Consider the following 23549-nt stretch of genomic DNA (forward strand, 5'->3'; position numbering starts at 1 on the left):
ATCCCCCAAGATCACGTCGCCCCGGCAACTTGATCACCGCCCGCGCCCGTGTCAACGTACGCCTGCATCCGCATCACATCAGGTCCCTTTATGGTTCATGCCCCCTCCGACACAGCGCGGACACCGCCCGCCTCTGTACCCAAGACATTTTCCGATGCCAAAGCCGCTGTTGCCCATCTCATCACGCTTTATGATGAGGCGACGCAGTTTCTCTGTGAAGAGTTCAAATCCGCCATGTCTCCGCATGGCCCGTCGGGTCGTGTGCGTGCCTATTATCCCGAGATCCGCCTTAGCACGACCAGCTTTGCCAAGATCGACAGCCGTCTCAGTTTTGGCCATCTGGCCGAGCCCGGCACCTACGCCACGACGATCACGCGGCCGCGTCTGTTCCGGCATTACCTGGAACAACAAATTGACCTCTTGATGTGCAATCACGACGTGCCGGTCACCATTCAGATTTCGCAAACGCCCATGCCTGTGCATTTCGCTGTTGCCAATGACACTGGCCTTAGTGTTCCGCAACAAGGGGCTGCTGATTTCACCTTGCGTGACTATTTCGATGTGCCGGAGCTGTCGAGCACCAATGATGACATCGTCAACGGAACCTTTGTTCCAAGCGATGACCAGCCTGGGGCGCTTGCGCCGTTTACGGCACAGCGGGTGGACTATTCTCTGGCGCGGCTGACGCATTATACCGCAACAGATCCCGGCCATTTTCAGAACCATGTGCTGTTCACCAACTATCAGTTCTACGTGGCCGAGTTTGAGGCCTATGCCCGCCACATGCTGGCCGATCCGAACAGTGGCTATGAGAGCTTTGTCGGCCCGGGCAATGCAATGATCACCGACCCAGATGCACCGCTGGCACCCACATCAAAATTGCCGCAGATGCCAAGCTATCACCTGACCCGATCCGATGGCAGCGGAATTACTTTGGTTAATATCGGCGTCGGTCCGTCGAATGCCAAAACCGCCACCGATCATATCGCGGTGCTGCGTCCACATGCGTGGATCATGGTCGGCCACTGTGCAGGCTTACGCAATTCGCAATCGCTCGGGGATTTCGTCCTCGCCCACGCATATCTGCGGGAAGACGGCGTGCTGGATGACGACTTGCCTGCCTGGGTGCCGATCCCAGCTCTGGCCGAAATCCAGATTGCTCTGGAACAGGCCGTGGCATCGGAGACCGAACTAGAAGGGTACGATCTCAAGCGCTTCATGCGCACCGGCACTGTGGCCAGCTTTGACAACCGGAATTGGGAACTCCGCGATCAATCCGGCCCGGTGCAACGGCTCAGTCAATCACGCGCCATCGCACTGGACATGGAAAGTGCAACCATCGCCGCCAACGGCTTTCGCTTTCGGGTGCCGTATGGCACGCTCCTGTGCGTGTCTGACAAACCCTTGCACGGAGAGCTGAAACTCCCCGGCATGGCGTCAGATTTCTACAAGACACAGGTCTCCCGCCATCTCATGATCGGCATCCGAGCCATGGAGCATATCCGCAACATGCCGCTGGAACGGATTCACTCACGCAAACTGCGCAGCTTCGATGAAACGGCGTTTTTGTGAATTCGATTCAGGCTTGCGGCCCAATCATCTCCTTATTCTCAAGCAGACGAATTCCGCGCGTCATGGCTTCGACAAGTGCGTCAACCTCTTCTGCAAGACGCTCAGGTGGCGCGCCGACATACAATCCTTGAATGGACAGTTGAATGACCCCGTGCACAGACGCAAAAAGTGTTTGTGACCGCTGGCGCAGCTGTTCGGGGTCAAGGTCCGGCCGCAAGACCGACAGCGGCGCAATAATCTCTTGAATCAGAACGGCGTATTCGGCCTGGTGCCACTCTGGTGCTTCATCCCCCTCTGGCAGGCGGTGGTTGAAGATCGCGGACCACAGGTTTGTATGATTGACAGCAAACTGCACATACGCCTGCGCCAGGGCATGCATCGTTTGTTCCGGTGTCGCGCCTTTCGGAACCGCAGAGCGCAACACCTGCCCCAAATGAGACAAAGTTCGGGAATTAACGAGGACCACTAAATGACTAAGGTCTTCCACAGCCGTATAAAGCGCACCCAAGGCACATTCTGCACGGGTGGTGATATCGCGCGCCTTTAGACCACTCAAACCCCGTTCTTTGATTAAACCTTCGGCGGCCTTGATCAATCTTTCTCGCAACGCGTCGCGTTTGGTCTCTCTTTTGTTTTCCATATCTGCACAAATTGTTTCTGAACGTTGTTCATGTTCAATCTTGAACAACGTTCATGAGCTTCTTATCTGACCGCTGTGAACATCGTTCAAAAATTAAGGTAAGTCAAAATGTTTGGAAAATTACTTGTTCTGGCGCGGGGTCGATCTGAGGATGCAGCTGAGGCATTTATGGACGCAAATGCCTTGCCCATTCTTCGGCAACAACTGCGCGATGCGGCTAACGGCGTTGAAAAAACACGCAAGGCACTGGCCGTTGTGATGGCCTATGCCGACCGCGAAAAGGCAGCGCTTGCCAAACTTGAAGAGCAGATCTCATCCCTTGAAGTACGAGCTCTCGACGCGATCGAAAATGATCGTGAACACCTTGCAATGGAAGCATCCGAAGCAATTGCCGATCTGGAAGCCGAAGCCGCTGCAACCCGGCAAGCAATTAGCACCTATTCAAACGAACTGCTTCAGTTGCGGCAATGCCTGAAGGAAAGTGAGGCGCAGCTCACCGAGCTGAAGCGCGGTCAGCGTCTTGCAGAAGTCAATGAAAAGGCAATTAAGCTTCGCGGCGCCCTGCCCGCCATGTCCAAAACGGATCTGGAGGACGCAGCCGACACACTCAGAAAGTTGCAGACCAGACAGGAGCACGCCGCGGCCACCGCCAAAGCCATGACGGAACTGTCTACGCAAATGCGCGCGGAAAACATAGATGACCGCCTGGCCATTGCTGGATGTGGTGCACCCAAACGGAGCAACGCGGAAAGCGTGCTGGCACGCCTCAAAGCCAAGCAGCAGCCAAAACCAGACCAATCGAAATCCAAATAAACTTGAAAGGAAAGATCCATGGACAGTTATACCCTCAAGAACTCCAACGCCTGGACCCTCTTCACCTATCTGCAATTTGCGGTGGCCGCTTCTATGATGGCCGGCGGCATCTTCTTCCTGGAGGCCTCATTTGCTGCGAAAGGATTCTACGCAATGTCTGCAATCATGCTTGTGAGTACGACCGCCGGAATTACAAAGTCCATTCGTGACACCGAAGAAAGCCACCGCCTGCACAACAAACTTGAGGAGGCACGCACTGAGCGCATCCTCGCAGAGGTGAGCGACCCCAAGGCAGCGTAACCAAGACTGTCAAAATTGGCAGAACTCGGGGTGGGCCGTCATGCCCACCCCTTCAGTATTCCGGCATCGAATACACTCGGATAACATGCCAAATTCCCCCGCCACCGTTATCGAAACGCTTCAAATCAAGGGTTTTCGCCTTGATTCGGCCTTGCGCAAGAAGATGCATTTCTCCGGAAAATCGAACCCAAGAGCTGAAAACTGTAGGGTATCTTTTCGACTCCTCGGACAAAACACCCCCAAAACCCGCCGAAAAACCTTATTTTCTTACACTATTTGTTGTGTTCACTCACAAGATGCAGTTAAATCTGCGGCAGGAGGCCCAAGAAACGGGCAGTTGAAGGAGACCAGAAAATGGCAAAACCTATGACCAAAACACAGCTCGTCACGGCCTTGGCCGAGGAAATGGGCAGCGACAAGAAATCCGCGAGCGGCGCGCTGGACTCGCTTATCTCGATCATCACCCGCGAAGTATCCGGCGGTGGTGCTGTGACACTTCCAGGTGTCGGCAAAATCTATTGCCGCGAGCGTCCAGCACGCATGGTGCGCAACCCTGCCACCGGCGAGCAGATTCACAAGGACGCTGACAAGGTCGTCAAGATGACCATCGCCAAAGCGCTGAAAGACAGCGTGAACGGCTGATCTTGTCATTCCAGACAGTTTGAGAAAGGGTCGCCTCATTGGCGGCCCTTTTGAGTTTGGACAACAGTTATGGACGTGCGCGCAATTCTGATGGGCCTGGCCTTTGCGGTCATGTGGTCGAGCGCATTTACCTCCGCCCGAATTATCGTGTCCGCAGCCCCTCCAGTCAGCGCACTCGCATTGCGGTTCCTGATATCTGGTTTGCTCGGCGTCCTGATCGCCCGGGCCCTGGGTCAAACTTGGCACCTGACACCGGCACAGTGGCGCGCAACCATCATCTTCGGCATCTGCCAGAACGCGCTCTATCTCGGCCTCAACTTCGTGGCCATGCAAACAGTTGAGGCGTCACTCGCGGCCATCATAGCATCCACCATGCCACTTCTCGTCGGGCTGGCCAGTTGGATCGTCTTCAAGGAACGCATTGGCGCGCTCGGGTTTGCCGGACTCGCGGCCGGGGTGATCGGGGTCGGCATTATTATGGGGTCGCGCCTGCAAGGCGGCGCCGACCTTTATGGCATCGCACTCTGTGTCATCGGCGTTATCGCGCTGACATTTGCAACCCTGTCTGTGCGTGGGGCGACCTCTGGCGGCAATTTCCTTATGATCGTTGGTCTTCAGATGCTGGTCGGCAGTGTGGTGCTCGGTGTTGTAGGTGCGACCACCGAGACCATCCGGATCGACTGGTCCTGGCAACTCATTGCGGCCTTTGCCTACACCACGCTGATCCCTGGCCTTGCTGCAACACTGACCTGGTTCTGGCTGGTCAACCGCATCGGCGCCATCAAAGCTGCCACATTCCACTTTCTCAACCCGTTTCTTGGCGTCACCATCGCCGCGCTGATCCTAGGCGAGGCGCTCCGCATATGGGACATCATCGGCGTGATCATCGTGACCCTTGGCATCCTCGCGGTTCAAATATCACGACAGACCAAGCCGGACTGAACACCGGCTTCTTTCTTGTCATAAATACCCCCGCCGGAGGCGTCGGAATTTTCCCAAAATTCCGCGACCTACCCGATCACACCACGCGGACCATCGCCAACCTGACCGCGATGCAAGAGCAAATGATCCAGGATCACACAGGCCATCATCGCCTCACCGACCGGCACGGCGCGGATACCCACACAGGGATCGTGCCGTCCCTTGGTTACGACTTCCGTGGCACTGCCATCCATGCGGATGGATTTGCGCGGGGTCAGGATCGAGGAGGTCGGTTTCACCGCAAACCGAACCACGATATCCTGCCCGGTAGAAATCCCCCCAAGGATCCCACCTGCATGGTTCGAGCTATACTCCGGCCCATCTGCCCCCATGAAGATCTCATCGGCGTTGTCGGTCCCCTTGAGACGCGCAGCCGCCATGCCTTCGCCAATCTCAACCCCTTTTACCGCGTTGATCGACATCATGGCCGAGGCCAGATCGGTATCCAACTTGCCATAGACGGGCGCGCCCAACCCGGCAGGGGCGCCGCGACAGACAACCTCAATCTCGGCACCCACGGAATTCTGCGCCTTGCGAATGTCCTGAAGATAGGCTTCCCAGTCCGGCACCGCCTTTGCATCGGGCAAGAAGAAATCATTGCGATCAATTTCCGCCCAGTCGATCCGCTCCCTATCAATCGCGACTTCACCCATACGGGTCATATACCCTTTGATCTCAAGCCCCGGCGCCAGATGCCGCAAAGCCGCACGCGCCAACCCGCCAGCCGCCACACGCGCCGCCGTTTCACGCGCCGAGCTGCGCCCGCCTCCACGATAGTCCCGAATGCCGTATTTCTGGTGATAGGTGATATCGGCATGGCCTGGGCGGAACGTCTGGGCAATGTCGCCATAATCCTTGCTGCGCTGATCGGTGTTCTCGATCATCAACTGCACCGGCGTGCCGGTCGTTTGCCCCTCAAACACACCCGACAGGATTTTCACCGCATCCGCTTCCTTGCGCTGCGTGGTGAACTTGCTCTGACCCGGACGGCGCTTGTCGAGAAAGGTCTGGAGAAACGCCTCATCCACCGCCACACCGGGCGGGCAGCCATCCACCGTCGCACCCAAAGCAGGCCCGTGGCTTTCGCCCCATGTGGTGACGCGAAAGAGATGTCCGAATGTGTTGAGGCTCATGCCCGATCTCCTTTGACGGATGGACTTAGCCGCGCACAGCACCCGCCTCAAGCAATTTCGCCGAACGCGCCGGAATGCCGCGCGCAGCGATGCAAGCGTGCAGACCTCGCACGGCCTAGCAGAACGATGAAAAACCTGTGTCGAATACCGAATTCACACTTCGCGAATCGGTTTCTATTGACCGCTTCGAATCACTTCGCCTATACAAAATGAACGTGGGAGGATCATATGACCGCGCTGGAGCTTTCAAAGCCTTGCGACTGTGTCACTCATCTTCCCGGCATATGCAGGTGATGATCTTTATGGCTTTGTTCTTATTTGTATTTTGTATCGCGCTTGCATATTCCACCGCATCATTGACCCATCCAAATTGCATAGCAGACACCCGTCTTTCTCAGGCGCGCCTCTGCAAGAAAAACTGACAATCACGCACACACGGCAGGACTGACTGAGGGGCCGAACCAACGGCCCCCTTTCATTTGTTCATCTCGCCATCAGTCTGCTGAGCACCATGGCCAACAGTTCTCAGCGCCCTATATAAATTAAAGGCCGACTGCTTTGGCGGACAGTTTTTTGAAAAAGTTGATTTGTATTTGATGTTTGGAGTTTGCGTATGGGTTTTGGTGTTTGGACCACTGTTGCCGATCAATCTGAGGGGCGCGACAATAATTTCAACCTGTTGCGCATGCTGGCCGCATTAGGTGTCTTGGTCTCCCATTCCATTCCTGTCACCGGGGGGCCTGATGCCCCGCAGATTTTAGAAGGCACACTCAAAGGAGTGACACTAGGGGATGCCTGCGTACTCATCTTTTTTGCCGTATCTGGATTTTTCATCACCCAAAGTTTCGACCGAAGCCGAAGCCCGGTCTCGTTTGTCACAAACCGTGTACTGCGCATTTTTCCTGCACTTTTGGTGATGCTGACACTTACAGTTCTGGCGGCCGGACTTTGGGTCACTATGACCCGTGATCTTACTTTCTGGTCAGAGGGCCTGTCTTACCTGCTGCGCAATCTGCTGCTCTTCTTTTCTGCGCCTAACTTGCCTGGTGTGTTTGAGAGCCACCCGTTCAGCCCAATTGTCAACAGCTCACTCTGGACCTTGTCATACGAGGTAATTTGCTATGGGTTTGTTCTGATATGCGGTGTGATGGGTCTTTTTTCAGGCCCACGCATATTCCTCATCGTGCTGAGCCTCTTCGCAGTAGCGCTTGGCATCAAGGCAAGCATGGATTTAGGCAAACGTTTTGAAACCACCTTGTACCTCGGCCTGCCCTTTGTAATCGGCATGACGGTCTATGTCTGGCGCGCATATGTACCACTCACGTTTTGGTTGGTTGCAGCCCTGGCTGTCCTCACAACCCTCCTTCGCAATACTGAGCTCTTTTTGCCTATGCTAATCGTCGCGCTTAGCTATGGCAGCATCCTGTTAGGCTTTGCCTCCCTGCCAAAGCTGAAGGCTTACAATCGTCTGGGGGATTATTCTTACGGGACTTATATTTACGCATTCCCACTTCAACAGACCGGCTTTGCCTTGGGCTTCTCCGATCCACTTTCGAATGTGATCTTTGCACTGCCTTTGGCGGTTTTCTGCGCCGTGTTGTCCTGGCATGCTGTGGAACATCCTGCACTTGGCCTAAAACGCTGGATTGCCGCGCCTCGCCTTGCATGATCTTGGCCGTCTTTACGTTGCAGCCGACCGAAACGCCGCATCCAGCCCTTCAGCCACCTTGTCCACATCCTGCAACGACAAACACATCGGCGGCACCATGCGCAGGCAGGACCGGTGCGGCCCGGATTTTGACAGGATCAGCCCGGCGTCGCGGGTCTTTTCAAACACCGCCGCTGTGACATCCTCATCGGGTTCCTTGGTCTTGCGGTCCTTCACCATCTCAATGGCCAGCATCAAGCCCCTGCCGCGCACGTCCCCGATGGCGGCATGTTTGTCTTTCAACTCGTGAAGCCGTTCCAGAAGCGCTGCGCCCACCTCCCGCGCATTCTCCTGCACCTTGTCACGCCGGATCACCTCAAGCACAGCCCGGCCCGCGGCGCAGCTTGTGGGATTGGCCCCGTAGGTGTGGAACATGAACTTGTCGGCCATAGGGGCCGCCACAGCTTTGCGCGCCACTACGGCCCCAAGAGGGAAGCCATTGCCGATACCCTTGGCCATGACAACAATATCCGGCACCACGCCGTCGGCCTTAAACCCCCACATGTGGTCGCCCGTGCGACCAAAGCCCGACTGGACCTCGTCCGCAATGTAGAGCCCACCCGCCGCGCGCACACGTTCGGCGGCCCCTGACATATATCCTTTGGGCATCTCAATGATCCCGCCATAGCCCTGCACGCTTTCCACAAGCATGCCTGCCACGCAGCCGGTTGTGGCGGTGGCAATGGCGCGCTCAATCTCATCGAGATAAGGCGCAGCCCCTGCGTTCTCACCAAAAATCCCGCGGTACTGGTTGGGCTCGGGCACAAACGCCACATGCCCTGGCATGCCCGGATGCCGCCAGCCCGCAATGCCCGTGACCGACTGCGCCGCCGCAGTCGGCCCATGGTAGGACGTGCGCAACGCCAGAAGGTCAAGGTTGCCCGTGTATGTCCGCGCCATGGTCATCGCCAGATCAATGGCCTCGGCGCCGGAATTGGTGAAATGCACAACCCACTCTTCCTCCTTGGGCATGGTCGCGGCCAGCTCTTCGGCCAGATGGGCGGGCGTGGGGTGATAGAACATCGTGGTGCAATGGGTCAGCGTCTGCGCCTGCTCGGTTGCCGCTTTGACCACATCAGGGTGCGAATGGCCCACCGAGATGCACACATTCATACCCAGCAGGTCGATATATTTGCGATCCTCTGCATCCCAGAGGTACTGCATCGACCCGCGCTTAAAGACCATCGGCTCTTTGAAGGGGACGAATTTTGACTGCGAAGCAGCATAATATTGCGCCCTCCGCGCGGCGGTGGCCTCAATCGACCAATCGGTTTTGATCATTGCTTCATCCTTTCATTGCCAGGGTCATAGGGCGCACAGTCCAGAATACGCGCCGCGCGCCTTTGCCCAAGAATTTCCACGCTCAAACCATCTCGCGCCGCGGCATCGCGCAGATAAGCCAGCGCCAGAACCTTGCCGGTGCGGTGCCCATACGCGCCCGAGGTCACGACGCCCACACTGCGCGTGCCCTGCCACAGGCCATGGGCATAAAACGGGTCCACGTCGCCTCCCTCAATCTCAAGCAGGACCATGTCCCAGGGCGCGTTATCCTGCCGTGCCAGCATCGCATCACGGCCCACAAAGTCGCGCCCCGCAGGGCGCACCAGATATCCCAGCCCCGCCTCCAGCGGGCTGCGCTCAGTGGTAAGGTCACTGCCCCAGGCGCGATAACCCTTCTCAAGCCGCATCGCATTGGCGGCATAGGCCCCGTAGAGGCCAATGTCATAGGGCTGACCCGCTGTTTCCAAAGTTTCGAAAACCGCCACCGCTTCATCGCGTGCTACATGCAATTCCCAGCCAAGCTCACCAACATAGGAGACGCGCAGCAGCCGTACAGGCACACCCGCCAAGGCAATCTCCTGCACGGTTAACCACGGCCCAAGGCTCGCGTCCGTCAGCGCTGCTAGAATGTCCCGTGCCCTGGGCCCCATCAGACCAATGACCGCCATTTCTTCGGTGAGGTTGGTGATCTCAACATCCCACCCATCAGAACGCGCGCGGAGCAGATCGAAATCCATCTCTTCTGCCGCCGCCGCCGAGGTCAGATAGGCGCTTGTCTCACTGAGCATGGCCACGGAATACTCAGCCGCAACGCCCCCACCGGGGTCAGGACATGGGTCAGTCCAACGCGTCCGGGTTTGGGCGCGCGGTTGGCCCCAAGCTGATCCACAAAAGCCACCGCATCCGGCCCGGTGACCTCAAACTTGGAAAATACCGACAGGTCGGCCAATGCCACGCGTTCTGCGACGGCCTTGCACTCTTGTCCTACAGGGTCAAACCAGTTGGCCCGGCGGAATGTTTCCTCCGCCACAGCCCCCGGCGCATCCGCAAACCAGTTGGGCCGCTCCCAACCGTAGGCGGCCCCCATTACGGCCCTGCGCTCAACCATCAAACCATGCAGCGGAGATTTGCGAAGATCCCGCCCCGCAGGGCGTTCTTCATGCGGATAGTGCACCCCAAACTGAAGTCCGAAGCACTCCACCGCCTTGGCGATGCGGTAGTCTCGGTTCGCCCATTGCCCAAACCGACGCGGATCCACGGCCAGAGCATCCATCGGCGGCGCACCATGGGTCATCCAATGGGACAGAAACTTGCCCGCGCCGCCGCCTTCCATCACCCCCATGGAGGATCCCGTCAGCAGCCAGGCATTCTCGACCCCATGTGCGGGACCAATCAGAGGATTGGCATCCGGGCTAAAGGTGATCGGCCCGTTGATCACGGTTTTCACACCACCCTCACCCAGCGCAGGGATCCGCGCCATCGCGGCCTCGATGATATGTTCCACCCGGTCCAGATCAGGCGGCATCAGATCGGCGCCGAACTCTTCAGGCACGCCATCGGGCGACCAGACCTGCGCCTCGCGTTCATAGGGCCCCAGGATCAACCCATCCCGTTCCTGCCGCACATACCAGCTTTCTTCAGGGTCGCGGATGATCGGCAACTCTGGCAATCCTTGCGATTGTCGCTCAGCCACAGCCCCCACCGTATCGGTCACCAGATACTGGTGCAGCACCGGTACCGAGGGCACATTGACCCCCATCATCTGGCCAATCTCAAAGCCCCAGGTCCCTGCCGCGTTGACAAGATGTTCAGCTCGAAACTTGCCATTCTCGGTTTCTACAACCCAAAGCCCATCCTCCCGCCGGATCGCGCGCACCGGGCAGAAGCGCTTGATCGTGGCACCACTCTTTGTCGCCACCTGCGCCATTGCATTCGTGGCAAGACTTGGGTCCACATGCCCGTCATCAGGTTCGTAAATCCCACCAATCAGCCCATCAAGCTGTGCCAAAGGGTTAAGCTCAGCAATCCGGTCCGGCGTCAGAATTTCCAACGGATACCCCGTGAAGGCCGACAGACCAGCCACATGACGAAATTCATCCATCCGGTCGGGATTGCGTGTGATGCGCATTGCTCCAGAGGAATGAAAGCCACAGGACTGCCCGGTCTCTTCGGGCAGGATGTCACGGTACAGCCGCACAGACGTGGCGCGTAGCTCCTGAATAGTCGGATTATGGGCGAAATGCGTGCAAAGCCCTGCCGCATGCCATGTCGAGCCATGGGTAAGGTCGTTTTTCTCTAACAAGAGAACATCCCGCCAGCCGTCCTTAACCAGATGGTAGAGGAGCGAACATCCCATAACCCCGCCGCCAATGATGATCACTTGCACGTCACTCATGCCCGCATCCTTGTACCGTCTGGATCAAACGGTGAGCGTTTAAGGCGCTTAGCTGGATAGCGTTGCCCGGCCACCTCAATTTCAACCGGGCCATCGACGGCGGCCTCAATCAAGCCAAAGCAGAGGTCCAGCCCCGTGCGCGGCCCTCTCGCACCTGAACTGGTTAACCCCACAACACGCCCCTCACACCAGATGGGCTCGTCATGCAGTAAAAGCGGCTTTCCCTCGACCTGAAAGAGACACAGACGGCGTTTCACACCTTCGGCCTTTTGCATCTCCAGCGCCGCCTTGCCGATGAAGTCCTTCGACCAATCAATGGTAAACCCAAGCCCCGCCTCAAGCGGCGTAACATCGGGCCCGATATCATGCCCCCAATGTTTGAAGCCTTTTTCAATGCGACAGCCATCCAGCGCGTAGTGCCCCATGGGTTTGGCCCCAGCAACGATGAGGGCGTCGAATACCTGACCTGCTTTGCCGCTTGGGATCGAGAGTTCCCATCCCAACTCGCCCACAAAGCTGAGACGTGTGGCGAGACAGGGCGCGCCCGAGACCAAAACCTCCCGCGCGGTGCCAAACCCAAACCCCTGCCAATCAGCATCTGACACATGGGTAAGCAAGCTCCGAGACCCAGCGCCCATCACGCCAATGACAACTTCGGTTTCGGTTTGATCCGCAATCTGCACTTCCCAGCCCACCGCGCGCGCCCGCAAAAGTGCCATGTCCCGCCACCGCGTCGCAGCACCTGACACCAGCCAGAACCGATCCGCAGCACGCCGCGTGATGGTCACATCCGCCTCTATGCCACCCCCGTCGTTCAGGATGGGCGTATAGACCGCTTTGCCAACGGGCACATCCATCTGCGCCGCGGCGTGCATATTGAGAAAGCCCAAGACGTCGGGGCCTGTGATCTCAACCTTGGTGAAGGGCGACAAATCGAGCAACACCGCGCCCTCTGCCATCTCAGCCGCTTCTCGCGCTGCAATCTCCCACCATGGCTGCGCTCCGACCGAATAGGGTAAGTCACGCTCCGCCTCGGTCTGAGCGTACCAAAGCCCGCGCTCCCATCCGGCGGTCTGACCGAACACAGCGCCCTGCGCAGCCCAACGGTCATGCAACCCCGAACACCGCAGCCCTCGCCCCGCCTCGGGTTGTTTGTAGGGCCAATGAAGCGCAAAGAGATCAGCCACCGCTTCTTCCATCCGTGCCGCCATATGCGCCGCATCCGCCGCCTGTGGATCGACACGCGCCACATCAACCTCCCACGCATCCCACTCCGGCGCGCCTTCTGTCATCCACCCTGCCAAAAGCCGCCCGATGCCAGCCGATGACATCACGCCCACCGAATTCATCCCCGCCGCCACAAAGAGCCCCGCGACCTCTGGCGCAGGCCCGATTAGAGGGCGCGTGTCATGCGTAAAACTCTCGGGCCCATTCATGAAATGCTGAATACCCACCTGTTCCAGTCTCGGCATCAGGTCCAGAGCGGCCTGCATGAATGGCCCAAACTGATCCCAATCCTCTGCCAGTTCCAGAAACGGCCGGTCCCCCTCTGGCCCAAAGGCATCCCAACATTTCGCTTGGGGCTCAAACCCTCCGATCACCAGCTTGCCTGCGTCGCCCTTGACATAAATTCCGGTATCCAGATCCCGCAGCACCGGAAAGGGATCAGGCAGATTGGGCATCGGCTCAGTCACCACATACATATGCTCTACGGCCTGCAGAGGCAGCGCCAGACCAGCATGCGACGCCAACGGCTTGGACCACGCCCCGGCACAGAGCGCCACCTGGGGCGCGGCAATCACAGATCCATCGGCAAGGCGCACGCCTGTGACGCGCCTGGCCTGCGTTTCAATGCGCGTGACATGCGCGCCTTCACGGATGTCCACACCCCGTGCCTTGGCTGCGCGCGCATAGGCCATGCACAAATCCACTGGATTAACATTTCCATCCTCGGGCACAGCCAGCGCACCCACATGATCCCGCAGATCAAGACCAGGCACATCTACCGCCGCAGGGTCGGCAATCTCCGGCGAGAGCCCAACGGTTTGCCCCAGAGCGGCAATCCGGCAAAGCTCATCCATCCGCGCCGGCGCCCGCGCCAACCAATAGCCGCCCGTCCGGCGATAGCCCGTGGCCATCCCCGTCTCATCTTCCAGCGCAGGAAAGAGCGTCAGAGCCTCCATCGCCAGCCGCGTCATGTTGGGCGTTGCCCTGAGTGGGCCAACAATCCCCGCCGCATGCCAGCTGGTCCCCGAAGTGAGGCTGTTGCGCTCCAACAGCACAACATCGCGCATGCCACCCCGAGCCAGATGATAGGCCAAGCTCAGCCCATTGGCCCCACCGCCGACGATCACCACCTCAGCCAATTCACCCGCCTCCCGGCGCTAGAAAATTCAAATTTTCTAGGCAAATTTCTTGCAAGAAATTTCCCCCACCCAAACCCATCAGAAATACGCAGCCTCGCCGATCTCTTCCTTGGTCTTGGCCATATAGGCCTGCAGCTCTTCGTCTACGGACGGGTCAAGCCCGGGGTCGTCATAGGCTTCCAGATGCGCTTTCCAAAGCGCATTTGCCCTTTGGCTGGCATCCAGCTGCCCGGCGTCAGTCCATTGTTCATAAGATGTGTTGTCCGGCGTTTCCGGCCGGAAGAGCGCTGTGAGAAAGTTGGCCTGCGTGTGATCGGAGCCCAGAAAATGCTGCCCCGGCCCAGTCGCGGCAATGGCGCTCATCGCTTGGGCATTTTCGCTCAGGTCAATGCCTTCAAAAAACCGCATCAGCTTGCCACACAGGTCTGCATCCAGCATGGTTTTCTCGAAGCTGGTCACCAGCCCCCCTCCAGCCAGCCCGTGGCGTGGTTAATGAGGTTGGCCCCCGCAAACATCGACATCATCAGGCCCCAGGTCGCCTCTTGCTGGCTTTGTGCATCGGGCAGCTTGGACGCCGAAAGCGTACCCACAGTGTGAAGCGGCACACCCAACCGCCGCGCCAACTGCCCCGCCGCCAGAACCATCTGCCCCGCCTCTGGTGTGCCGAAAGTGGGCGCGCCTGATTGCATGGACATGGTCGCAGCAAACGATCCCATCAGGCAGGGTGCACCAGGGTTAATGAGTTGCACGAGCGCCAGGCCTGCCATCGCCTCGGCCAAAACCTGCGCCAAGGTTCCCGCCACGGTGCAGGGGCTCATCGCGCCGGTCAGCACCCAGGGCGTGCAGGCCACGGGTTGCCCTGCGCGGGCGTATGTCTTCAAAGCGCCCGACATATTGGCATCCATGACCAGCGGCGCGTTGGTGTTGGAGACGCAATAGAGCACAGGCTCTGCCATCATCCGATCCCCAAATACAATCCGTGCCATATCAATTGCATGGCCCGAGCGTTCCGCACCTATGAAGGCCCCCATAAAGGGCCGGTCAGACCAGCGGATATGAGCGTACAGCATATCCAGATGCCGCGTGCTGGCGGGCAGGTCGACCGGTTCACACACCACTCCACCCGAATGATGCAGCCAGGGGATTGTCTGGTGTAGCTTCACCAGCGTGACAAAATCGTCGTAACTCGCATAGCGCCGCCCCAGATCCAGATCATGCACAAAGGGCGGTCCCCAGGACGGGCAAAGCACCGTGGCACGCCCTCCCATCTGCACAGAGTTATCCGGCTTCCTAGCCTGCTGTTGAAAAGTAGCAGGTGCTGTGGCCTGAATGGTTTTGCGACAAAAGCCCGGCGCGAACCGTACACAGGTGCCAACTACATCACAGCCCGCTTCGCGAAAGATCTTGAGGACCTCAGGATCGTCATGAAACTCCATACCAGTCTCAGCCAGAATGCGTTCCGCATTCGTTTCGATCAGCGCAAGCCCCTCTTCGCTCAGCACCGGCAATGGCCCGATCGCGCGCGTCACATAGGGTGCACGCGGTTGAACCGGGCGTTCCGGCCTACGACGTTTCCGCGATGCATTGGACGATCTTGTCACATCACATCCTCCCTCACACAGCCTGCGCTCCGCGGCTCGGATCGGTCAATTGACAGATTACATCATTAGTATTTCTAATACTTTTACCAAGATGGAGCGCATCAATGTCCAAACGCATGTCCACCGACACCAACCTTCTGAAAGCCATGGAGGTTTATGTCGCCCTGGTCGAAACCGGTCAGATGACCGCCGCTGCCCATCTTGTCGGGATGACTCAATCGGCGGCATCACAGCATATCGCCAATCTCGAACGCGCCTATGGTACTACGTTGGTGGACCGCACCACGCGCCCGTTGAAGCCGACGCAAACCGGTGAACTTATGTTCCGCCATGCAGCCCGGGTGCTGAATGCTGTCGCCGATCTTTCCTCAGAAATGCGCCATCAAGGGCCACATCCGATCAGCCGGCTGCGTGTGGGCATGCTGGCCTCCATCGCGACCACTCTGACCGTGCCACTGGTCAAGCTTGCCAAGGACACGTTCGGGGTCGAAGACATGACATTGCGTGCCGGTCAAAGCGGCGACCATGAAACGCTTTTGCGCACCAAACAGGCCGATATCGTGATAAGCTCCAATCCCTTTTACGACATGGACGGGCTGGAACGACACTCTGTGCTACAAGAGGCCTTCCTACTTGTACTGCCCGGAGAATATGCCGGGCCACAGGATCGCCTGGACGACATTCTGAACACGCTTCCTCTTGTGCGCTTTGCAGATACGACAAGCGTCGGGCGCCAGACCGAACAACATCTACGGCGGCTGAAACTGAACATTCCACGCGTTATTCAGGCGGACAGATCCAGCATGGTTACCTCATGTGTAGCCCGGGGGCTTGGCTTTACGCTTCTGACACCGAGCCTCTTGATGGATGGGTTTGTCGAACAAATGCCGCTGCAGGTGCGTCCCCTTCCTGTCGCAGGTCTATCGCGGCGCATCACTGTTGTGGCGCGAGACAAAGAGCTGGGGTCGCTGCCATCCCATTTTGCCAAAACCGCACGGCGCAGCATGGTCGATGTGATCAAGGCGCATATGGGACAGGTCGGTCTTGATGCCGTGACCGCACCTGAACCAGCATGAAAAAGCCCGGGCAAATAGCCCGGGCCCTACATTTTCAGAGTAAAAGGATTTCCCTGCAAGTACTCAGTGCAGCTTGGCCTCGACCTCGGCAATCGCATCATCGATCAGCGATTTTCCTGCGGTGGCGGTCATATTCTTGGCCACGACGTCCTTGGCAACAGATACCGCAACGGAAACAGCCTGGTCACGCACGTCTTTCACAGCGCTGGCCTCAGCCGAGGCAATCTGATCCTCGGCCGCTTTCACACGGCGTACAATAGAGACTTCAAGGTCTTTCTTCGCCTGTTCCGCAGCTTCCGCGGCTTCCGCCTTGGCTTGCGTCACGATCCGGTCAGCCTGTTCCTGCACTTCTTTCTGTTTGCGCTCATAACTCGCCAAAAGGCTCTGCGCCTCTTCGCGCAGGGCGCGGGCTTCATCCAGCTCGGCCTTGATCCCCTCGGCGCGCTTGTCCAGCATACCACCGAGCAGGGATGGCACCTTGAGATAGAGCAGCACTGCGATGAACAACAGGAAGGAAATCAGCACCACGAAATTCGTGTTGCTCAGCGAAAAGAACGGGCCTTTGGCGGCCAACGCAGGGCTGGCGGCGCTCACGGCAATGAGTGTGGCAATCAGCTGTTTCATGGTGATTACCCTTTCAATTTCGCTGTCACAGAGGACGTGATCGACCGCGCATCGGCTTTCACGCCCATGGCAGAAATCAGTTCCTTGGCCGTATCCTTGGCCACGTCCTTAACACTTTCCAGCGCATTGGCGCGGATTTCGGCAATCGCCTTTTCACCTTCGGCTGCCTTTGCGGCAATCTCGGCATCCGCCTTGGCGGTGGCCACGTCGAGCTCGGCTTTGATATCGGCCTTGGTTTCGGCCACGATGTTCTGCGCCTCGGCACGGGCATCCGCCAGCGCCTTGTTATAGGCCTCTTCGGCTTCCTGCGCCTTGACCTTCAGATCTTCGGCTGCGGCCAGGTCATTCGTAATGGTCCCCTGACGCTCGGACAGAACCGCCGCAATCCGCGGCAGCGCAATGCGCGACAGGATGAAAAAGATCACGATGAGCGTAATCACCAGCCAGAAGACCTGATTGCCCATCCATTCGCCGCAGAGCTGCGGCATGCCAATGGCCCCACCACCTGCGTCTACACAGGCGCTGGCTGTACCGGCTGCATCATGCGTTTCGCTCGCCATTGTCGCGTCCTCCTTGGGAACTTCCGATTACTGAGGGTGAAAGGCCCCGCCTTTCACCCCTGCGTAAGGATTAGGTTCCGCTTGGTTTAGACAGCGAACATCAGCAGAAGGGCAACGAGGAACGAGAAGATCCCCAGCGCTTCCGAGAACGCGATACCGATGAACATGGTTGCGGTCTGGCCACCGGCTGCTGACGGGTTACGCAAAGCGCCCGACAGGAAGTTCCCAACAACGTGGCCCACACCCACAGCAGCACCGCCCATGCCTGTACAGGCCAGACCAGCACCGATGTATGCACCCATTTGTACGACGTCACCTTCCATTTGATTTCTCCTTACGATGGAATGTCAGTTGTCTCTTCATGCGGGCGAACCCGCGGTTGTTTCGGTAGGGTGGGCAATCCTGCCCACCATCAATGATGCGGATGAAGCGCGTCCTTCAGATAGACGCAGGTCAGGATCGTAAAGACGTAAGCCTGAATAAAGCTCACCAGCACCTCAAGCGCGTAAATCGCTGTGATTGCGATGATCGACAAGGGCGTGACCACAACACCGATCCAGCCAATCAGGATCATTGGCGCAAAGGCCGCGAACACTTTGATCACCGCGTGACCCGCCATCATGTTGCCCGCCAAACGAATGGAGTGGCTGACGGGGCGCACGAAGTAGGAAATCACCTCAATCAGCGCCAGAACGGGGCGCAACACCAATGGCGCCGAACTGATCCAGAAAACGCCCAGGAACCCGGCTCCGTTCTTGACAAAGCCCAGGATTGTCACCGCCAGGAACACCGCCATCGCCATCACAGCTGTGACCGCGATATGGCTTGTTGTGGTGAAAGACCCTGGAATAAGCCCAAGGAAGTTCGAGAAGACGATGAACATGAACAGCGTCATGATGTAAGGAAAGTATGGCAGAGCATCCTTGCCCGCCACGTCCTCAACCATCTTGCGAATGAACCCATACGCCAGCTCGGCAATCGACTGGATCCGCGTCGGGATCGTGGACCGCCCGGATGTGCCCAGAACCAGAAGCGCAAAGATCGCCAGAACCGTCAGCGCCATCCAGAATGTCACGTTTGTCACTGTGAACAGCCCGACAGGCCCATCCCCAAAAAGAGGTTTTACAATGAACTGATCCATCGGGTGGAATACCAGTTCTGCGCCGCCTTCTTTTGTGTCTTCCGCCATCTTGCGTCCTCTTACTCGTCGCCCTTGCGGGCCGCGTTCGTCTTTGGCGTCTCCGCCTCTTGTGCCTGCTGGATTTCCTGTGCGCTGCGCATCATCGTCTTGATGCCTGCCGCCAAACCCAGCAACGTAAACAGAATGAGAAAGATCGGCAGCGTCCCAAAGAGGTAATCCAGCCCGTATCCCATTCCAAAGCCGATCCCCAGACCAGCCACCAATTCGATCACCATCCGCCAGGCCTGCTGCGCCTGAGAGTAGTGGTTGTCCATGTGGGGCGCGGGCGCGTCTTTTTCCTTCAGCGCCTCGATCCGTCGTTCAAGCTGCTCTAGCTGCTCGCGTCGGTCTGGATCGCTCACTTTATCCCCTCCGGAACCTTGTGCATGTGCTATGCGGCAAGGGGGCATGAGTCAACCCGACCCAGTAGAAGGCTAACTACCTGATTCAAAATTATTATTTTAGTGTGCGTGACTGCGCCGCAGGGGCAACTTCCGGCGATTTCAAGCCAAAGCAATATTCAACCAACTGGTTGATATTCAAAACCACACCGGCTTCTTTCTTGTCTCAAATACCCAGATAAAACCAAACCAAACGCCTAGCGGACAATCTGGTTCACATATCCAGCCAAGTCACCTCAGCCCCCCAATTCTTCAGCAATTTCAACAGATCATCAGGCCGGATCGCCACCGTCCGATCATTGACCAGCGGATGCACATGAACCCATTCAGCGGTCTTTATCGTGGTGTCCATGAAAAGCGTCACACCTTTGTCTGCCCCAGTGACCATCGCCAAGGGGCTGACTGCGCCAGGCCGTACACCCAAATGCTCCATCAAACGATCTGCTGACCCGAACGACAAGCCAGCCGTGCCCATAGCCGCACCCAGCGTCTTGAGGTCCACCGCACGATCCTGCTCCAACACGACAAGATGATTCCGCTTCTTTCGATCCCGCAGATAGAAATTCTTGATGTTCGTACGCCCTGCGCCACCAGGTACAATATGCCCCTGCACTGTCTTGGCATCCTCCACCGTGCGCAGCGGGATGTGTTCATAGAACTCAAAGTCGATCCCTGCCGCCCGCAACTGATCGAGCAAAGCGTCCGAGGTGACAGGCAACGTGTCCTGATAGGCAGAAGAAGCGTCCATGATAAACCCCTGACAGTCCGATGATTGTCTTGCCTCACGATTACGCGGACCACAAGCAAAGGCTCTAGAGGGAATAACAGTCCTGCAAACGCAAACCACGAAGTCAACGAGCGGAACAGAGCAGCTTGGCTTCCGAATGAAACTGGACGATAGAGAAACCTCCGGTTCACGACCCGCCCTCATGCCCAAGGCTTGCCCACAATGCTGCGCATTTTCCTCCTCATCTTCGCTGCGATGAGCCTCATCGTCTTGGGCGACACGGCGGGTAAAACACTCATTGCGATGGGCGTGACCCCGATCACAGTGGCATGGACACGGTTCGGGATCGCGGCGCTTTTGCTCTGGCCGCTCTGTGCACTCACCAAGGATGACCTTCCGGCAATCCGTGACTGGCGGCTTTGGCTGCGCGCCGGGTTCATTGCCGGAGGCATCATCTGCATCCTGACTGCCTTGCGCACTGAGCCCATCGCCGATGTCTTCGGCGTCTTCTTTGTCGGGCCGATGGTTTCCTACCTGCTCTCGGCGGTGTTCCTGAAAGAAGAGATCACGGCCACGCGGACCGCCCTTTTGGGTCTGGGATTTTGCGGTGTTCTGCTGGTGGTCAAGCCGGGCTTCGGCGTCTCTCCTGGCTTACTTTGGGCGCTCTTGGCTGGTGTGTTTTACGGGGCTTATCTGACGGCGACGCGGTGGCTCGCCACGGAGATCCGACCGCGCCTTTTGCTCTTTTCGCAACTTATCATTGGCGCGATCCTTCTCGCACCGATTGGTCTGGCCCAGAGCCTGCCCGCGCTGACACTGCCCCTCTCCGTCCTGATCCTGGCCAGCGCGATGGCGTCGGCGGCGGGCAACTTCATCCTTGTGTCGGTCAACCGCACGACACCGGCCAGTGTGGTGTCGCCGCTTATCTACACCCAGCTCATCGCCGCGACGATTGCGGGTTTCATATTCTTTGATGACCTGCCCGATGCGGTGGCGCTCAGCGGGTTGGGACTGATCCTTTTCTCGGGATTGTTCTCGCTGCGCCTTGCCAAAACCTGAACGCACCGAGCGCAGGGTTCACCTGCCCGTTCTGCCCCACGCGCACCGACGCAATACCGACGCAACACCGATGCTCAAAAGCCCTTGATTTCTTGGCATTAACCATGATTCGCCCACAGTGTTGCGTTCTGCGCTTCCCAAACGCGATAAAACCCTGTAAGCCGCGCGCATCTGAAACGTGACGCTTTAGACCCCGGCGCATGAAATGATGAAAGGGGTCGGTGGCAATGGGGCCACCAATGCAACGGAGGACCCGAGAGGGCTCGGGAGTGCCTCCAGATAGGATGCTTTGATGTTCAACGAAGTGAAAAAATCAATCCAGTGGGGCGAGGAAACGCTGACACTGGAAACGGGCAAGGTTGCCCGCCAGGCCGATGGGTCTGTTATTGCAACGCTGGGTGAAACCTCGGTCATGGCCAACGTGACCTTTGCCAAGCAACCCCGTGAAGGGCAGGATTTCTTTCCTCTGACCGTTCACTACCAAGAGAAATATTATGCCGCCGGTAAAGTGCCCGGTGGCTTCTTCAAACGCGAGGCCCGCCCGACAGAGAAAGAAACTCTGACCGCGCGCCTCATTGACCGCCCGATCCGTCCGCTCTTTGTCAGCGGGTTCAAAAACGAAGTTCTGGTGATGTGCACCGTGCTCAGCCATGATCTCGTCAACGATCCTGACATTGTAGCGATGATCGCGGCCTCTGCGGCTCTGACTATTTCGGGCGCGCCATTCATGGGCCCAATCGCAGGCTGCCGTGTGGGCTATGAGGGTGGCGACTATATCCTGAACCCCGAGGTCGACGATATGCACGACCTGCGTAACAACCCCGAGCAGCGTCTCGATCTGGTTGTGGCGGGCACCAAGAACGCCGTGATGATGGTTGAGTCCGAGGCCTATGAGCTGACCGAAGAGGAAATGCTCGGCGCGGTCACATTCGCGCATGCGCAGATTCAGCCGGTGATCGACCTGATCATTTCGCTAGCCGAAGAAGCCGCGAAGGAACCATTTGACTATCAGGCGCCAGACATCTCAGAGCTTTATGCAGCCGTGAAAGCTGCTGGTGAGGCCAAGCTTGTTGAGGCCTATAAAATTCAGGACAAACAGGATCGCACAACCGCCCAGAACGAGGCGCGCGCGCATATTCTTGAAAGCCTGACGGAAGAGCAGCGCGAGGACATCAACGTTGTCCAGGCGATCAAAAAGCTCGAAGCGTCGATCCTGCGCGGCGACATTGTGAAATCCGGCAAGCGGATTGATGGCCGTGCTCTGGATCAGGTTCGCCCCATCGTGTGCGAAACCGGCCTTCTGCCGCGCACACATGGCTCAGCGCTCTTTACGCGCGGTGAGACACAAGGCCTTGTCGTGACCACGCTTGGTACGGGCGATGATGAGCAATTCATTGACGCGCTGCATGGCAACTTCAAATCCAACTTCCTGCTGCACTACAACTTCCCACCCTATTCGGTTGGCGAAGCGGGCCGTGTGGGCCCTCCAGGACGTCGTGAAATCGGTCACGGCAAGCTGGCATGGCGTGCGCTGCAGGCTGTTTTGCCTGCGGCAACGGACTTCCCTTACACCGTGCGTGTGGTTTCTGAGATCACTGAGTCCAACGGCTCCAGCTCCATGGCATCGGTCTGTGGTGGTTCGCTCAGCATGATGGACGCGGGTGTGCCGCTCAAAGCTCCAGTGGCCGGTGTGGCCATGGGCCTGGTTCTGGAAGAGGATGGTTCCTATGGCATCCTGACCGACATCCTTGGCGACGAGGATCACCTCGGCGACATGGACTTCAAGGTCGCGGGTACAGAGAACGGCATCACGTCTTTGCAGATGGACATCAAGGTCGCGGGCATCACGCCTGAGATCATGGAGAAAGCCCTGGCGCAGGCCAAAGCGGGCCGTCTGCACATCCTGGGCGAGATGGCCAAGGCTCTTACAGAGGCCGGTGACTTCTCAGTCCATGCACCGCGCATCGAGACCATGCAGATCCCAACCGACAAGATCCGTGAAGTGATCGGGTCGGGCGGCAAGGTGATCCGTGAAATCGTTGAAGTGTCCGGCGCCAAGGTCGACATCAATGACGAAGGCACAATCAAGATCGCATCGCCCAATGGCGAGGCCATTCAGAAAGCGTATGACATGATCCATGCGATCGTGGCTGAGCCAGAAGAAGGTGCCATCTACACCGGCACCGTCGTGAAGATCGTCGACTTCGGCGCCTTCGTGAACTTCTTCGGCAAGCGCGACGGCCTTGTGCATGTCAGCCAGATCGAAAACCGCCGCCTGAACCATCCTTCGGACGTTCTGAAGGAAGGTCAGGAAGTCAAAGTCAAACTTCTTGGCTTTGATGATCGCGGCAAGGTGCGCCTGTCGATGAAAGTTGTCGATCAGGAAACCGGCGAAGAAGTCAAACAAGAGAAGAAAGAAAAAGACGACGCTTGAGTGAAGCGATCTTTTTGAACAGAAAACCCCGGCCTCAGAGCCGGGGTTTTTTCTTT

Annotated in this window: 20 protein-coding genes and 2 pseudogenes; 9 read left to right on the top strand and 13 right to left on the bottom strand. The window is 57.9% G+C overall.

The features are described from left to right. The first annotated feature begins 90 nt into the window (after positions 1-90). The gene (locus tag RZS32_RS06320) at positions 91-1572 is read left to right on the top strand and encodes an AMP nucleosidase (protein WP_317056171.1); all 1482 of its coding nucleotides are present in this window, start codon (positions 91-93) and stop codon (positions 1570-1572) included. Positions 1573-1579: 7 nt separating this feature from the next. Here RZS32_RS06320 and RZS32_RS06325 read toward each other — a convergent pair whose 3' ends face one another. Further along, positions 1580-2212 (bottom strand): TetR/AcrR family transcriptional regulator, encoded by a 633-nt coding sequence (locus RZS32_RS06325; protein ID WP_317056172.1) that lies wholly within the window; start codon positions 2210-2212, stop codon positions 1580-1582. Positions 2213-2320: 108 nt separating this feature from the next. On the opposite strand from RZS32_RS06325, the gene RZS32_RS06330 reads away from it, so the two are divergent. From RZS32_RS06330 to RZS32_RS06345, 4 genes are all read left to right on the top strand, one after another. Then, positions 2321-3025, top strand: coding sequence for a PspA/IM30 family protein (locus tag RZS32_RS06330; protein WP_317056173.1), 705 nt, complete (start codon positions 2321-2323; stop codon positions 3023-3025). Positions 3026-3043: 18 nt separating this feature from the next. Then, complete coding sequence (locus RZS32_RS06335) at positions 3044-3325, top strand: YiaA/YiaB family inner membrane protein (RefSeq protein ID WP_317056174.1); 282 nt, start codon at positions 3044-3046, stop codon at positions 3323-3325. A 354-nt stretch (positions 3326-3679) separates the two neighbouring features. Continuing rightward, positions 3680-3967 carry an HU family DNA-binding protein gene (locus RZS32_RS06340; RefSeq protein WP_317056175.1) on the top strand — a complete coding sequence of 96 codons (288 nt, stop codon included), beginning with the start codon at positions 3680-3682 and terminating at the stop codon, positions 3965-3967. A 69-nt stretch (positions 3968-4036) separates the two neighbouring features. Then, positions 4037-4909, top strand: a complete 873-nt coding sequence (locus tag RZS32_RS06345) for a DMT family transporter (RefSeq protein WP_317056176.1) — start codon at positions 4037-4039, stop codon at positions 4907-4909. Between the two features lie 68 nt (positions 4910-4977). On the opposite strand, the gene aroC is transcribed toward RZS32_RS06345, so the two are convergent. After that, entirely contained in the window at positions 4978-6081 is a 1104-nt protein-coding gene (gene aroC / locus RZS32_RS06350; RefSeq protein WP_317056177.1) for a chorismate synthase, read from the bottom strand. A 613-nt stretch (positions 6082-6694) separates the two neighbouring features. On the opposite strand from aroC, the gene RZS32_RS06355 reads away from it, so the two are divergent. Next, complete coding sequence (locus RZS32_RS06355) at positions 6695-7750, top strand: acyltransferase family protein (RefSeq protein WP_317056178.1); 1056 nt, start codon at positions 6695-6697, stop codon at positions 7748-7750. Between the two features lie 12 nt (positions 7751-7762). On the opposite strand, the gene RZS32_RS06360 is transcribed toward RZS32_RS06355, so the two are convergent. From RZS32_RS06360 to RZS32_RS06385, 5 genes and pseudogenes are all read right to left on the bottom strand, one after another. Further along, entirely contained in the window at positions 7763-9070 is a 1308-nt protein-coding gene (locus tag RZS32_RS06360; RefSeq protein WP_317056179.1) for an aspartate aminotransferase family protein, read from the bottom strand. Next, complete coding sequence (locus RZS32_RS18980; RefSeq protein WP_422395959.1) at positions 9067-9477, bottom strand: glycine cleavage T C-terminal barrel domain-containing protein; 411 nt, start codon at positions 9475-9477, stop codon at positions 9067-9069. The genes RZS32_RS06360 and RZS32_RS18980 overlap by 4 nt, the downstream gene beginning before the upstream one ends. Continuing rightward, positions 9457-11465: pseudogene (locus RZS32_RS06370) on the bottom strand (GcvT family protein); the annotation flags it as partial. The gene RZS32_RS18980 and the pseudogene RZS32_RS06370, both read right to left, overlap by 21 nt. Next, the gene (locus RZS32_RS06375; protein WP_317057851.1) at positions 11462-13822 is read right to left on the bottom strand and encodes a GcvT family protein; all 2361 of its coding nucleotides are present in this window, start codon (positions 13820-13822) and stop codon (positions 11462-11464) included. The pseudogene RZS32_RS06370 and the gene RZS32_RS06375, both read right to left, overlap by 4 nt. 87 nt (positions 13823-13909) lie before the next feature. Continuing rightward, positions 13910-15432 (bottom strand): annotated as a pseudogene (locus RZS32_RS06385) (trimethylamine methyltransferase family protein). A 104-nt stretch (positions 15433-15536) separates the two neighbouring features. Between RZS32_RS06385 and RZS32_RS06390 the strand changes: the two are divergent. Continuing rightward, positions 15537-16508 carry a LysR family transcriptional regulator gene (locus tag RZS32_RS06390; RefSeq protein WP_317056183.1) on the top strand — a complete coding sequence of 324 codons (972 nt, stop codon included), beginning with the start codon at positions 15537-15539 and terminating at the stop codon, positions 16506-16508. A gap of 63 nt (positions 16509-16571) precedes the next feature. On the opposite strand, the gene RZS32_RS06395 is transcribed toward RZS32_RS06390, so the two are convergent. The 6 genes from RZS32_RS06395 to RZS32_RS06420 form a co-directional block, all read right to left on the bottom strand. Continuing rightward, a complete protein-coding gene (locus RZS32_RS06395) occupies positions 16572-17132 on the bottom strand; it encodes a F0F1 ATP synthase subunit B (RefSeq protein WP_317056184.1) in 561 nt (186 codons plus the stop codon). A gap of 5 nt (positions 17133-17137) precedes the next feature. Then, positions 17138-17692 carry a F0F1 ATP synthase subunit B' gene (locus RZS32_RS06400; protein ID WP_317056185.1) on the bottom strand — a complete coding sequence of 185 codons (555 nt, stop codon included), beginning with the start codon at positions 17690-17692 and terminating at the stop codon, positions 17138-17140. Positions 17693-17778: 86 nt separating this feature from the next. Further along, a complete protein-coding gene (locus RZS32_RS06405) occupies positions 17779-18015 on the bottom strand; it encodes a F0F1 ATP synthase subunit C (protein ID WP_085799500.1) in 237 nt (78 codons plus the stop codon). Between the two features lie 89 nt (positions 18016-18104). After that, entirely contained in the window at positions 18105-18881 is a 777-nt protein-coding gene (locus tag RZS32_RS06410; protein ID WP_317056186.1) for a F0F1 ATP synthase subunit A, read from the bottom strand. Between the two features lie 11 nt (positions 18882-18892). After that, a complete protein-coding gene (locus RZS32_RS06415; RefSeq protein ID WP_317056187.1) occupies positions 18893-19234 on the bottom strand; it encodes an AtpZ/AtpI family protein in 342 nt (113 codons plus the stop codon). A 253-nt stretch (positions 19235-19487) separates the two neighbouring features. Continuing rightward, entirely contained in the window at positions 19488-20021 is a 534-nt protein-coding gene (locus RZS32_RS06420; protein WP_317056188.1) for a prolyl-tRNA synthetase associated domain-containing protein, read from the bottom strand. A 201-nt stretch (positions 20022-20222) separates the two neighbouring features. Here RZS32_RS06420 and RZS32_RS06425 point away from each other — a divergent pair, with 201 nt between their 5' ends. Both RZS32_RS06425 and pnp read left to right on the top strand, forming a co-directional pair. Further along, complete coding sequence (locus RZS32_RS06425; RefSeq protein ID WP_317056189.1) at positions 20223-21059, top strand: DMT family transporter; 837 nt, start codon at positions 20223-20225, stop codon at positions 21057-21059. 292 nt (positions 21060-21351) lie between these two features. Further along, on the top strand, positions 21352-23493 hold the full coding sequence (gene pnp / locus RZS32_RS06430) for a polyribonucleotide nucleotidyltransferase (protein WP_317056190.1): 2142 nt from the start codon (positions 21352-21354) through the stop codon (positions 23491-23493). The last annotated feature ends 56 nt before the right edge of the window (positions 23494-23549 follow it).

It is taken from the genome of Roseovarius sp. W115 (assembly GCF_032842945.2).
Classification (GTDB): Bacteria; Pseudomonadota; Alphaproteobacteria; order Rhodobacterales; family Rhodobacteraceae; genus Roseovarius; species Roseovarius rhodophyticola.